Origin of the sequence: Pseudoflavitalea sp. G-6-1-2 (assembly GCF_012927185.1) — a bacterium.
GTDB lineage: Bacteria > Bacteroidota > Bacteroidia > Chitinophagales > Chitinophagaceae > Pseudobacter.
The window spans coordinates 779199-793364 of record NZ_JABBGB010000001.1 but is presented as its reverse complement, the minus strand read 5'-3'; the positions used below and the strand labels follow the sequence as shown (position 1 = coordinate 793364).

Genomic DNA, 14166 nt, shown 5'->3' with positions numbered 1-14166 from the left:
TGGATTAATGTTAATTAAGGTTAATGCAATTCTTTGCGGATGATCGAATCTGCTACATTTGTAAGAGATGACAGGCAGAAGGATCCATATCGCGGCGGTATTGATGGTGCTGGCAATTCTTGCCATCGTTACGTTTCAGTGTTTCTGGATGTACAAGAATTATCGTGAAGAAGAACAGACGCTGAAGATCCGTACCAATGCCATCTTCAGATCTGCCGCTTACAAACTGCAGGCAGAAAAGCTGAAGGTTGACACGAATATGCAGTTTTTCGGAACTACTTCAAGGCTGGCAGAAATGTCCCCGATGAGTACTTCACCATTCAGAACGGTGGTTGTAGATACTGTCAGCAAAAGTTTTCCCGCCAAAAAGAGTGCTGTTATTGCTGCTCCTGCGAAGCAGGCAGAAAAGCCAAAGATTTTCATTAGACCTGTACCCGGTCGTCAGATTGTAGTGAAAGCAAATGCAGATGGCAATCTCGATTCACTTTCGTGGAGTGGCGATTTGCCGCTGGACTCCATCAAACCCGAAAGAATCCGATCCATCAGCCTGAGTGCCCCTGGCAAAGCGGTACTCACTACTGTTGATAAAGGGCCAGACTCTATTGTGGCCGTCAGCATTACGCGTGGCGATAATGTGATGTTCCGGATGCCGGAACAACGAACTCCCGATAGTCATTTTCGCAGCATCGTTGATGTTAGTAAAGTGATGAGAGAACAGCTCGTTCGTACAGATTCAGGCTCCATCAGAGTGACCCGGAAAGGCCCTCCCAAAGAGTACCTGCTCTTGTCGAGAATGATGGAAGACGGCAGTTTCAAAAACCTGCTGCAACGCGTAGACTCCATTGCCGATACCATTTCTGTAGCCGAACTGGAATCGGGTTTCAGGCAGGCGCTGATCAAAGAGAATTTCGGTAAGCTTCGGTTTGAAGTAGTTAAAGATTCGCTGAGCATTCGTGCAACCGGCGAGCCAACAGACCCCACACGATCTAATGAAGTAACGCTGGGATACAGCAAACCATACTATCTCCGGTTTGGACTCACCAATGCATTTCAGTACATCTCCGAGAAACTTGCACCACAGATTGTATTATCGGTATTGCTGATTGCCATCACAATTCTTTCTTTTGTAATGCTGTACCGCAGTCTGATCAAACAACGCAGGCTCACTCAAATGAAGAACGATCTCATCAGCAATATCACGCATGAACTTAAAACGCCTATCGCTACAGTAAGTGTGGCTATAGAAGCGCTCAAGAGTTTTCATGCCATGGACGATCCCCGCCGTACACAGGAATACCTCGATATCAGCGGCAGCGAGCTGCAAAGGCTTTCGTTGCTGGTAGACAAAGTGCTGCGACTCTCCATGTTCGAGAAACAGCAGGTGGAACTCCGGATGGAAATATTCGATCTTCCTCAGCTTGCGGAGGAAGTGATTTCGAGCATGCGACTGCAATTCGAGAAATTCCATGCCACGGTGAATCTGCATTGCAGTGAAGATGATCTCTCCCTCAATGCAGACCGCATGCATATCACCAGCGTGATTTTCAATCTGCTCGACAATGCACTGAAGTACAGCAAGGAAGATCCTGCTATAACAGTAAGCATTAACCGAATAAATGATATCATTGAACTGAAAGTTTCTGATAACGGTATCGGCATCCCTGCTGCATATCGGCAAAAAGTGTTCGAGAAATTCTTCAGAGTGCCGGGAGGCGATACGCACAATGTAAAAGGATACGGTCTTGGGCTCAGTTACGTGAGTTACGTAGTGGAACGCCACAAAGGAAAGATAGAAGTAGAGAGTACGCCAGGCAAGGGCAGTGAATTCATCATTCAATTACCCCGAAACATATGAACGCCATCAAAATATTGTATGTAGAAGATGAATTGTTTCTGGGCAAGATCGTAAAAGAAAGCCTGGAGAGCAGGAGTTATCACGTGGTGATGGAAAGCGACGGAGCCAATGTGCTGGAGGCTTTCCGCCTGTTGCAGCCCGATGTCTGTGTGCTGGATGTGATGCTTCCCGGCGTTGACGGCTTTACGCTCGCCACTGCCATCCGCGAAATCGATGCTTTAATCCCTATCATTTTTCTTACGGCAAAAACGCAGACCAACGATCTGGTGAAAGGATTCTCCGTTGGCGGCAACGACTATATCCGCAAGCCTTTCAGCATGGAAGAACTGATTGTGCGCATCGAAAATGTGCTGAAATCGAGAAGGCCTGCAAAGCCCGCACCCGAACAATCGGAGTCGGTGAACATCGGCAAATACAGTTTTCATTTTGTGCGGCAGACGCTGAGTTCTGCCAGCGAAGAGCGAAAGCTCAGCTTCCGCGAAAGCGAACTGCTTCGACTGCTCTACACACATAAAGACCGCATTATCGATCGCAGAGAAATTCTCAACCTGCTCTGGGGGAACGATTCTTTCTTCAACTCCCGCAACCTCGATGTGTACATCACCAAGCTGAGAAGTTATCTCAAAGACGATGATCAGTTAAGTATCATCACCATCAAGGGCGTTGGATACCGGTTTGCTGTGGGAGGTTGAAACGCTGCCACATCCACATCAATGTAAAACTTGGAATGAAATCGAGACCGGGCAGCAGCTCTTCGATGAAGTTGAACAATCCGCCGAAGGCGCCTTTCCATCCTCCGAATAATCTGAAGAAGATAAGTGCAGAAATCGGCGCCCAAACAATATCACCCAATTCACCGAGTACAGGAATGGCGTAAGAGAGATAACCTAAAAGGTCCATTACCAGACAGATAGTGAGCGAAGGCTGGTTGGATCTGTTCATTGGCTGAATGATTTTGGATCATAAGACGCATTTGCTGACCTATCCGTTGTATGCCATCAGGAGAGCAGACTCCGGCCTTTCAGCAACTCCACCAACTCTTCGAGCTGGAAGGGCTTGGAGAGATAGTCGTTCATGCCATTGCGGAGACAGTTCTCTTTATCGCCATCCATGGCATCTGCCGTAAGTGCAATGATGGGCACTTCCTGATTCGGGCCCGGCGTATTTCGTATATGCCTGGTAGTTGTATATCCGTCCATTTCGGGCATGTTCACATCCATGAAGATCAGCGCAGGCGCAGCGCGCTCCAGCATATGGATGGCTTCCCTTCCGTTGCTTGCCTGCAATACTTTGAAACCCATTCTTCCCAATACTTCGGTGATCAGCATCATATTCACGGGTTCGTCTTCCACCACCATGATGGCGGCTCCATTGCTGTAGTATTTTTTCTGATCGGGTTTCACAATCTGTATTGGTTGCTCAGCCGATGTGTTGAAGATGGAGCAGATGAGGTTGTAGAGCTCCTGCATCTTCACCGGTTTGGTGAGAAAGCGTTGAATGCCCAGTTCGGTGGCCCGTTCCTGATGCTCGTTCTTCTCGATGGAACTGAGCATGAGAATGGTGGGCTGAGAAAGCCCTTCGATACGTTTCCTCATTTCCTGCACCAGCTCTATGCCATTCATTTCGGGCATATGATGATCGGTGATGATGAGATCGAGTTGTTCGCCGCTCTCCTGAATGCGGTCGAGAATTTTCAATGCTTCGCGCGGACCATCCGCCGTTTCGCAGGGGATATTGAAATGCCGGAGTATTTCCTGCAGCAGCCAGAGGTTGGTGTTGTTGTCGTCGATCACCAGTACTTTGCGCAATGGAGGTTTTTCTTCGCCTACGGCATGCGGCATTTCGTCGGCCACTTCGAGCGGCACCTGAAAATTGAAAGTGCTGCCTTTGCCGAGTTCGCTGGCAACGGTGAGTTCGCCACCCATCATTTCTGCCAGACTTTTCGATATGGTGAGCCCAAGCCCCGTTCCGCCATACTTGCGGGTGGTGGCTACATCGGCCTGTGTGAAACTGTCGAAAATGCGGGCCAGCTGTTCTGGTGAAATGCCGATGCCGGTATCCTGCACGGATAACACCACGTTCATCACTCGTTTGCCATTCTCCATATGAATGCCTCTGCCCACAATCACCGAAATGAAGATCTCGCCCGAAGGTGTGAACTTGATGGCATTGCCCAACAGGTTTACCAGAATCTGCCGGATGCGTGTGGGATCGCCCATGAATTGCGAAGGAAGATCGGGATCGATATGGCAGATCACTTCGAGTTTTTTCTCGTGCGCTTTCACGGTGAGGATGTCAACAGACTCCTGCACCAGCACGTCCAGCGGGAACGGTGTGTGATCGATCTGCAGTTTGCCCGATTCGATGCGCGAGAACTCAAGAATATCGTTGATGATCTCCAAAAGACCGTAGGCAGATTTCTTCACATTCAGCAAATACTCATGCTGCACCGGATGCAGGTTGGTGGTAAGCACAAGATCCGTGAAACCGATGATGCCATTCATGGGTGTACGCAACTCATGGCTCATATTGGCCATGAAATTGCTCTTGGCAAAACTGGCCGATTCGGCGAGATTTCGGGCCTCTACCAGCAACTGTTCCATTTGTTTTCGCTCAACCGCAGCTGTTAGTGTGGTGCTGAAAAATTGAAGTGCGGAAAGCTCAGACTCCGTCCAGGTCTTTTTGGTCTTCATATTCCTGAATACGGCCAGTCCCCAGAAGAAATCCTGATTGAAGATGGGCAGCACCGCAACGGACTGAACGCCTTCTTTTTTGAAGTACTCCCGAATGTAATCGCTTTGTATCTGCGATACTTCGCCATGGAAAATCCTGCGGCTGTTCAGGTGCAAAAACACCGGGGAGTCGGGCAGTAAAGAAATGACCTCTACTGCATTGCGGTGTTGTGTTACTTCGTCGGCTACGCGTTTCCAGGTGAGCAGGCGGGTGCATCTCCATTCGCCGGTTTCTTTGAGATGCTCATTGGTGAACACTTCTACATGATCTGTTTCGAGATCCTGCCCCATGCGTTTGATGGCTTCACCGATGGCAGATTCGAGATTGGCATTGCTGAGCAGCAGATGCGAAGCATGGGCCAGCGACTGGCGGAGCTTTTCGTCCTGCTGCAGTTTTTCGCTGGCATCTTTGAGCAGCGAAATATCGTGTGCGTATCCGAGTACGCCGGTAACTTTTTTTCTGTCGGCATCGAAGATGGGCACTTTGGCTACGCTCATGGTGATGCGTCTTCCATTCATCACATAAGATTCTTCGATCACCATTTTGCTTTTGCCGGTAAGCATCACCTGCGCATCATCCTGCTGGAAGCCGTGAATGCCTTTGGCTTTATCGCCGAGTACGGCTTCTTCGGGGAAGCCCATCTCGATATCGGTCTTGCCGATGAAATCGTCGGGTTCGCGATTGATGGCATTGGCGAATCCGTAATTAACCAGCTCGAATTTGAATTCGGTGTCTTTGATGAAGATCCAGTCGGGGGTGGAATCGATCACAGTTCGCAGCAGGTCTTTGGTCTGCTTCACTTCATCTTCATGTATTTTTCTTTCGGTGATATCGCGCGAAGTGGAGATAACGCCGGTTACCCTGCCGTCTTTGATGATGGGTTTCACAATGCTTTCGAGCCAGGTGTAAGATCCGGTGATAGTACGCATGCGGTAGCGCACAATGAGGTTGCCCCGCGAGGTAAGCGAATCTACATATTGGGTGGTAGGTGCAAACTTGTGAATGTCTTCGGGATGAAGGAATTCCAGTACCGACCTGCCTTCCATTTCATCCGGCCTGTAGCCGAGGATCTTTTCAACGGAAGGGGAGATGTACACGAATTCGCTGTTGGGCTTATGTTCGGAGATAATGTCTTCGGAGTATTCTGCCAGCAGGCGGAATCTTTTTTCGTTCAGCGCCAGCAGGGTTTCTGTGAGTTTGAGATCGGTAATGTCTTTGGCGATGCCGAAGCCTTCGTGTTCGTTCATTACGCGGGCGCGAACGAAGATGTGCATGGTTTTGCCATCCTTTCTGCGAACGGGGTGATCGAAAGACATTTCGTATTCGGAATTCCCGCGGTTCTGAATGGCCTGCAGCAGCAGCGATTTCATGTTCTCATGATTGTCGGGGAAGATGTATTGCTGCATATAGCTGCTGAAGGGCATGGTCACTTCTTTCGGGTCTTCGCCGAGCAGCTGCATGAACTCTTTGCTGAGGGTTACTTCGTGGGTGTGGAAATTCATTTTCCAGCTGCCCATCCATCCAAAGGTCATGGCATAGGAAAGCGCGTTGATGGATTTCTGCTGCAATGCCTCGGAAGATTGCTGACGGCGATATACTGCTATCAGATCTACGATAATGAATATCAGGCAGGCGAGTGCGCCGGCCAGCCAAAGCAGGTAGCCGTATCCGTGATCGGGCGGATTGATCAGCGATCTCCACAGAAAAATGCATAGAAACGCCAAAGCCAATACGGCCAGGCTAACACGCAGCGGTTTACGGTAGGGGGAAGAAGGCAAGCGTGCTGGCATAAGAAATTGGTTTATTGTGCAACCAAACATGCCTTAACCGGTCCGTAAATATAACGGCTTAATTTGAAAACTGCGTACCTGCTTTAGTAATCGATCACTTGTTCTTCGATCACAGTCGGCAGTTCCCTGAACTGGTATTTTTGAGTACGGAGCTGAGGTTCAAATCCTGCTTCTCTGATCGCTTCCTGAATGCTCTTGTAGGTGAAGCGGTGTGGCGCTCCTGCCGCACTCACCACGTTTTCTTCGAGCATGATGCTTCCGAAATCGTTGGCGCCTGCATGCAGACAGATCTGCGCAGTTTTCTTGCCTACAGTGAGCCATGATGCCTGAATGTTCTTCACGTTCGGCAGCATAATTCTGCTGATGGCGATCATGCGGATATATTCGTCAGGCGTGGTGAGGTTCTGCACACCGCGGATGCGCGTGAGCAGGGTGTCAACATCCTGGAAGGTCCATGGAATGAAGGCGAGGAATCCGTTGGCATCGGCCGGTTTACGGCTCTGCACTTCGCGGATCTTCACCAGGTGTTCGAATCTTTCGCGAACAGTTTCAACGTGACCGAACATCATGGTAGCCGAGCTGGTGATATCGAGCTGATGTGCTTCGGCCATAATGTCGAGCCATTCCTGCGATCCGCATTTTCCTTTGGAGATCAGGCGGCGAACACGATCTACGAGAATCTCCGCACCGGCGCCGGGAAGACTGTCCATCCCTGCTTCTTTGAGTGCTGTGAGCACTTCGCGGTGAGTAGATTTTTCGAGTTTGGTGATATGTGCAATTTCGGGTGGCCCGAGCGTATGCAGTTTGATTGTTGGATAGAGCTGCTTCAGTTGTTTGAAGAGATCTACATAGAACTGAAGGCCCAGTGCGGGGTGATGGCCGCCTTGCAGCAGCAATTGGTCTCCGCCCCAGCGGATGGTTTCTTCGATCTTCTTTTTATAGGTGTCGATATCTGTAATGTAGGCATCGGCATGGCCGGGGATGCGATAGAAATTACAGAATTTGCAGTTGGCGATACATACGTTGGTGGTATTCACATTGCGGTCGATCTGCCAGGTTACCTTTCCGTGTGGAACCTGCTTCTTGCGCATTTCATCGGCTACGAACATCAGTTCAGAGAGAGGCGATTCTTCAAAAACCATCATTCCTTCCTCGATGCTGAGGAATTCAAAATTCAGGGCCTTCTGATACAAATCATGTAGGTGCATATGTTCAATTGTACCTGCAAAAGTACGCATTCAGCCCTTATTTTTTTTACTTCATCGCCATAGCTTTTTACGGTAAAAACTATTAACTTACTTTGGAAGCCTGTAATCCCATACCAGCATGCATGTTATGTATACGACGCAAGCTGCTGTTCATAGATTTTGGTTCGCCGGGTTACAGAGATTCATTAAACTAGCTGCATGAGACGCCTATTGACTGTTGCGTTGCTGTTAACCCTTATCAGGACAACCCTCCCTGCCCAGGAGATTTTTGTGCCACCAGCCGCAGAAGAGATCACTTCATTTCCTTTCAAACTCCTTACCGGGGGCATTATCACCCTCAAGGCCAAGGTGGGAAATTATCCGGATACACTCAATTTTATTCTCGATACCGGAAGCGGAGGCATTTCGCTCGATTCAACCACTACAGACAAACTGAAGATCAATTCTACACTGAGCGACCGCACCATTCGCGGCATCGCCGGCGTAAGACAGGTGAAATTTGTGTACAACGAAGCCCTGCATCTGCCCGGCCTCAAAGTAGACAGCCTGAATTTCCACGTTAATGATTATACGGTACTTACCAGCGCCTACGGAGAAAAGATCGATGGCATTATCGGCTACAGCTTCTTCAACCGCTACATTGTAAAAATCGATTACGACAGTTCAAGGATTTTTGTGCTCACCAGGGGATCGCTCAAATATCCCAAGGGCGGGTTTTTGCTGAAGACATTGCTGGTGAACATCCCCATTCTGCAAACGGAGATCAGAGACGACAGAGATGTGCTGAGCCGGTTCTATTTCGACACCGGCGCCGGCATGTGCCTGCTGCTCAGTTCCGATTTTGTGCAGGATAGCTCCGTTGTAAAACCGCGCCGCCGCTGGTATGCCACGCAGGCAGAGGGTTTGGGAGGAAAAGCGCCGATGCGCCAGGGCGTTATCAAACAGGTGAAGCTGGGGCCTTTCAAATTCCGGAATGTGCCTACCTATATATTTGAAGATGAATACAACGTAACATCTTACCCATATCTCGGCGGGCTGGTGGGCAACGATCTGCTTCGCCGGTTCAACCTCATCATCAATTATGAGCGCCGCGAAATATTCATGACGCCCAACTCGCATTTCAAAGATGCCTTCGATTATTCCTATACCGGACTGGGTATGTATCTGCTGGATGGAGAGATCCAGATAGTGGACATCATGCCGGGGTCGCCCGCAGAAGCCGCTGGATTTCTGCCCGGTGATGTGGTAGTGGCCGTAGGCAACAACTTCAGCAAGAATATCCAGACTTACAAAAATCTGCTGCAATCGCCGGGAGAAAAGCTGAAAGTGCTGGTGATGAGAGGAAATGCACCCGTTGTTCTCACCCTTAAAGTGAAAAATATCCTTACCGGACGCTAATATCGAAGCTTTTCGAACAATCCCTTCTTCAAATTTGTACTTTGTGTCGTTAATTTGCTCCTTAGCTAAAAGAAGAATCGACTCATGATACAATTTGATAAGTTCACACTGTCCAATGGCCTGCGGGTGATAGTGCACGAAGATGATACCACTCCAATGGCTGTTGTGAACATTATGTACGATGTTGGCGCGAAAGACGAAAATCCCGAAAAGACCGGATTTGCACACCTCTTCGAGCACCTTATGTTTGGTGGCTCCATCAATATCGAAGATTACGAATCGCCCCTCCAGATGGCAGGCGGCGAAAACAATGCCTATACCAGCAACGATCTTACCAACTACTACGTTCAGCTTCCGGCCGAAAATATCGAAACTGCTTTCTGGCTCGAAAGCGATCGCATGCTTTCGCTCGCCTTCAGCGAAAAAAGCCTGGATGTGCAACGTAAAGTGGTGAGTGAAGAATTCAAAGAGCACTATATCAACAAGCCTTACGGCGATGTATGGTTCAAGCTCCGCGAAATGGCCTACACAAAACATCCTTACCGCTGGATGACCATCGGAAAAGAATTATCCCATATCGAAGACGCTACTCTTAAAGATGTGAAAGCATTCTTTAAGCAGCATTACAATCCATCCAACGCCATTATGGTAGTGGGAGGAAAAGTAAAAACTGCACAGGTGCGCGAACTCGCGGAGAAATGGTTTGGCGATATTCCTTCCGGACAGAAATACGATCGTCAGATTGCGGAAGAGCCGCAACAGACCGAACCCCGCAGAATGGAGGTTCATGCAGATGTTCCGCTCGATGCCATTTACAAAGTATGGCATATGGACAATCGCCTGAGCCATGGTTACTATGTAGCCGACCTCATCACCGAAATATTGGGTGGTGGCGGATCTTCGCGTCTCTTTCAGCGACTGGTAAAAGAGAAAAAACTATTCAGCAATATCGAATGCTACCATTTCGGAACGGTAGATAAAGGCCTGCTTACCATCGAAGGCAAACTCGTAAAAGGGGTGAAGATGGAAGACGCAGAACGCGCCATCGAAGAAGAACTCGATCTGCTCAAACGCGAAGGCATAACCGAAAAAGAGCTGACCAAGGTAAAGAACAAAACGGAATCAGCGCTTGCCTTCGAAGACATGAGTGTGATGACGCGCTGCAACAACCTCGCCTTCTACGAACTGCTGGGCGACCCATCACTTTTCAACAGCGACCGCGAGAAATATTTCTCCGTAACCGTCGACGATGTGCTCCACTACAGCCGCAAGTATTTCGATGTGAACAACAGCAGTACCCTTTGTTATTTCAGTAAACACTAATTATGCCGAACAGAACAATCGCTCCTCCAATAATAGATGCTGTGGACTTTGAACTGGTATTGCCCCGTTGCGATCACCATGTGCTGAGCAATGGCGTGGAAATATATCATCTCAACATGGGCAGTGAAGACACCCTGCAACTCAACTGGGTGTTCTATGCAGGTGCCTGGTACGAAAAGAAGAAAGCCCTTGCCGCGAGCACCAATTTTCTGATGAAGAACGGAACCTCCGGCAGAACTGCATTTGAGATAAATGAGCACTTCGATTATTACGGTGCTTACGTAAACCGCAGCTGCTACAGCGAAACATCAGAAATCACTTTGCACTGCCTCAACAAGCACGTGCATGCGCTGATACCCGTTATTGCAGAGATGATCACCGATGCCACCTTCCCCGAAGAAGAGCTGGCCATCTACAAACAGAATTCACTGCAACGCCTGAAAGTGAATCTCCAGAAAGGAGAATTCGTTGCGGGCCGGCTGATCGACTCCTATCTCTTCGGAGACAAACATCCATACGGCAAATACAACAATGCCGAAGATTATGAAGCGCTCACACGCGAAGACCTCGTAGCCTTCTACGATGAGTACTACCGCAAGGGCCGTTGTGTGATCTTTGCCGCAGGCAAACTTCCTGCAGACCTGATCCCCACACTCGAACAATATTTCGGAACACTGCCGCTGCGCAATCACCGCGAAACCATCGTGGGCATCGAACACAAAATAGAGCCGGCGGTTCAGAAGAAGTATCGCGTGATCAACGACGAGAATGGCGTGCAGGCAGCGATCCGTTTGCTGCGTCCATTCCCTAACCGTCACCATCCCGATTTCCAGAAAGCGCAGGTGCTGAACAATGTGCTGGGAGGATTTTTCGGATCGAGACTGATGGGCAATATCCGCGAAGACAAAGGGTATACCTATGGCATCTACAGTTACCTGCTGAACTTCGTTCACGAAAGTGGCTGGATGATCACTACCGAAGCCGGCCGCGATGTAGCCGAAGACACCATCAAAGAAGTGTACAACGAGCTGGCCCTTCTCCGCGAAGAGCCTATCGACGACGAAGAGCTGATGATGACCCGCAACTTCATCATCGGAACGGTACTCGGCGATCTCGACGGACCATTTCAGGTGATCGGCCGCTGGAAAAATATGATCCTTAGCGGTGTGGATGAAGCTTATTTCTACCAGAGCCTCCAGACGGTGCGAAGCGTAACCGCAGCCGAATTGCAGGACCTGGCCAACAAATACCTGCAACCCGACGATTTCTACGAACTCGTGGTGATTTAAATCAGGAAGCGATAGCGCGTATCGGAATAAATGGTAACTTAACTGCCGGATGTAAATTGGTAGTTATGAAATTTATCATGCGGGTAGTTGTTACCTCCATCATTGCGTTTGGGCTTTCGTATATCCTGAAAGCAGGTGTACATATGAAAGATTTCTGGACGGCCATCATCGTTGCCATTGTTCTGGCAATACTGAATGCCATTCTGAAACCCATTCTCATATTGCTGACATTACCCATCACCTTCGTTACATTCGGCTTGTTTTTATTTGTGATCAATGCCTGTATGATATTGCTCGCAGAAAAAGTGGTTCCCGGATTTGTAGTGGATGGATTCTGGTGGGCGCTTCTCTTCTCCCTGCTCTTGTCGATTGCAACGTCCCTGTTGTACAAAGAAGACAATGTTCAGCGGAATGAACGGGACCAATGATCCTTACATTTTCACCTGACTTATTTGTACGCCGTATGCAATTTGATCGCAAAGACCTGGGCAATGACCAACTGATTCAATTCTACAGAAGCCTCTTGCTCCCCCGCATGATCGAAGAAAAGATGCTGGTTTTGCTGAGGCAGGGTAAAATTTCCAAATGGTTCAGCGGAATCGGGCAGGAAGCCATCGCCGTAGGCGCCACACTGGCGCTGCAATCCGATGAATGGATAATGCCGCTGCATCGTAACCTCGGTGTTTTTACTTCGCGCAATATGCCACTCAGCAAACTGTTCAAACAGTGGCAGGGCAATCAGGATGGCTACAGCAATGGCCGCGAACGCAGCTTTCACTTCGGAACAAAAGACCATCATATCTGTGGCATGATCTCCCACCTGGGTCCGCAACTCGCCATCGCAGACGGCGTTGCGCTTGCCGCAAAACTCAAACAGGAACAGAAAGTCTCGCTCGCCTTCTCCGGTGAAGGCGGCACCAGCGAAGGGGATTTCCATGAAGCACTCAACACTGCTGCTGTATGGGGTCTGCCCGTGATATTCGTGATCGAGAACAACGGTTACGGACTCAGCACCCCGGCGAGCGAACAGTACAAATGCGAAAACCTCGTCGATCGCGCTAAAGGCTACGGCATGGAAGGCGTTCAGATCGACGGCAACAATATTCTTGCCGTTTACGACACCATCAGAGGCGTTCGTGATTATTGCATCCGCGAACAGAAACCATATCTCATCGAGGCGATGACCTTCCGCATGCGCGGGCATGAAGAAGCCAGCGGAACCAAATATGTTCCGCCACATCTCTTCGAGCAATGGGAGAAGAAAGATCCGCTGAAGAACTACGAACAGTGGTTGCTCGATCAGTTCTATATCACGCCGGAAAAAATAGATAAGATAAAGTCGGACATCAGGGACTATATCGAAATGGAGTTGGCCATTGCACAGAATGCAGCTCCGGTGCACGTAAGCACAGCAACAGAACTGGCGGACGTGTATGCACCCGTTCCGGATTCTGACGTTCCCGATGTGAGTCTGGTGGATGATGAAAACAAAAAAGAACTTCGGCTGATCGACGCCGTGAAAGAGGGACTCGATCAGAGCATGCAGCATCATTCCAACCTCATACTCATGGGGCAGGATATTGCAGAATACGGCGGTGCCTTCAAGATCACCGAAGGTTTTGTGGAGAAATATGGAAGGAGCCGCGTGCGCAATACGCCACTTTGCGAAAGCGCCATTCTCGGAACCGCACTGGGACTGAGCCTCGAAGGCTTCAAGAGCATGGTGGAAATGCAGTTCGCCGATTTCGTATCCGTAGGGTTCAATCAGATCGTGAACAACCTGGCCAAGATCCATTACCGCTGGGGCCATGCAGCCGATGTGGTGATCAGAATGCCAACAGGCGGCGGAGTAGGCGCCGGTCCATTCCACTCACAAAGCAATGAAGCCTGGTTTACGCATACTCCCGGATTGAAAGTTGTGTATCCTTCTACACCCGAAGATGCAAAAGGATTACTGATTGCAGCTATCAATGATCCCAATCCCGTACTCTTCTTCGAGCACAAAGCATTGTACAGAAGTGTAAGTGGACAAGTACCGGATTCATACTACGAAACGCCCATCGGCAAAGCACGTCAGGTGCAGATGGGGTCTGAGATAAGCATCATCACTTACGGAAGCGGCGTGCACTGGGCAACCCAGTATGCAGCGGCTCATCCCGAAACATCATTCGACATACTCGATCTGCGTACCTTGCTGCCGCTGGATTACGAAGCCATCCGCCAGTCGGTGATCAGAACAGGCAAAGTGCTGTTGCTGCACGAAGACACGCTCATTGGCGGAATCGGAGGCGAGATCAGCGCATGGATCGTTGAGCATTGTTTCGAATCGCTGGATGCTCCGGTAATGAGATGCGCTTCGCTCGACACACCCATTCCATTCAGCATCGAACTCGAAAATAATTTCCTCGCAAAATCAAGGCTACACCAATACGTCGAAAAGTTACTGGCTTATTGATGGAGTGAAACTATCTTATGCAGCTTCCGTTATTGCTGATGCTCATTGTGTCGGAAAATTATGTGAAGGTTTTTTTAATGCCTTTGTGTAATCCCCGAAATGGAGGCATCCCACA

10 protein-coding genes are annotated in these 14166 nt (G+C 49.3%); 7 read left to right on the top strand and 3 right to left on the bottom strand.

Features of this window, described 5'->3' with window-relative positions:
* The first annotated feature begins 67 nt into the window (after positions 1-67).
* Entirely contained in the window at positions 68-1855 is a 1788-nt protein-coding gene (locus HHL16_RS03310) for a HAMP domain-containing sensor histidine kinase (protein WP_169423719.1), read from the top strand.
* Positions 1852-2547, top strand: coding sequence for a response regulator transcription factor (locus tag HHL16_RS03305; RefSeq protein WP_169423718.1), 696 nt, complete (start codon positions 1852-1854; stop codon positions 2545-2547). The genes HHL16_RS03310 and HHL16_RS03305 overlap by 4 nt, the downstream gene beginning before the upstream one ends.
* Here the strand turns inward: HHL16_RS03305 and HHL16_RS03300 are convergent.
* From HHL16_RS03300 to mqnC, 3 genes are all read right to left on the bottom strand, one after another.
* Positions 2510-2797, bottom strand: a complete 288-nt coding sequence (locus tag HHL16_RS03300) for a hypothetical protein (RefSeq protein ID WP_169423717.1) — start codon at positions 2795-2797, stop codon at positions 2510-2512. The genes HHL16_RS03305 and HHL16_RS03300 overlap by 38 nt on opposite strands.
* Positions 2798-2853: 56 nt before the next feature.
* A complete protein-coding gene (locus tag HHL16_RS03295) occupies positions 2854-6378 on the bottom strand; it encodes a response regulator (protein WP_169423716.1) in 3525 nt (1174 codons plus the stop codon).
* 83 nt (positions 6379-6461) lie between these two features.
* Positions 6462-7586 (bottom strand): cyclic dehypoxanthinyl futalosine synthase, encoded by a 1125-nt coding sequence (mqnC, locus tag HHL16_RS03290; RefSeq protein WP_169423715.1) that lies wholly within the window; start codon positions 7584-7586, stop codon positions 6462-6464.
* A 198-nt stretch (positions 7587-7784) separates the two neighbouring features.
* On the opposite strand from mqnC, the gene HHL16_RS03285 reads away from it, so the two are divergent.
* The 5 genes from HHL16_RS03285 (at position 7785) to HHL16_RS03265 (ending at position 14051) form a co-directional block, all read left to right on the top strand.
* Entirely contained in the window at positions 7785-8984 is a 1200-nt protein-coding gene (locus tag HHL16_RS03285; RefSeq protein WP_169423714.1) for an aspartyl protease family protein, read from the top strand.
* An 84-nt stretch (positions 8985-9068) separates the two neighbouring features.
* Entirely contained in the window at positions 9069-10307 is a 1239-nt protein-coding gene (locus HHL16_RS03280; RefSeq protein WP_169423713.1) for a pitrilysin family protein, read from the top strand.
* A 2-nt stretch (positions 10308-10309) separates the two neighbouring features.
* Positions 10310-11596 (top strand): pitrilysin family protein, encoded by a 1287-nt coding sequence (locus HHL16_RS03275; protein ID WP_169423712.1) that lies wholly within the window; start codon positions 10310-10312, stop codon positions 11594-11596.
* Positions 11597-11661: 65 nt separating this feature from the next.
* On the top strand, positions 11662-12024 hold the full coding sequence (locus HHL16_RS03270) for a phage holin family protein (RefSeq protein ID WP_169423711.1): 363 nt from the start codon (positions 11662-11664) through the stop codon (positions 12022-12024).
* A gap of 35 nt (positions 12025-12059) precedes the next feature.
* On the top strand, positions 12060-14051 hold the full coding sequence (locus HHL16_RS03265) for a dehydrogenase E1 component subunit alpha/beta (RefSeq protein WP_169423710.1): 1992 nt from the start codon (positions 12060-12062) through the stop codon (positions 14049-14051).
* Positions 14052-14166 lie beyond the last annotated feature (115 nt).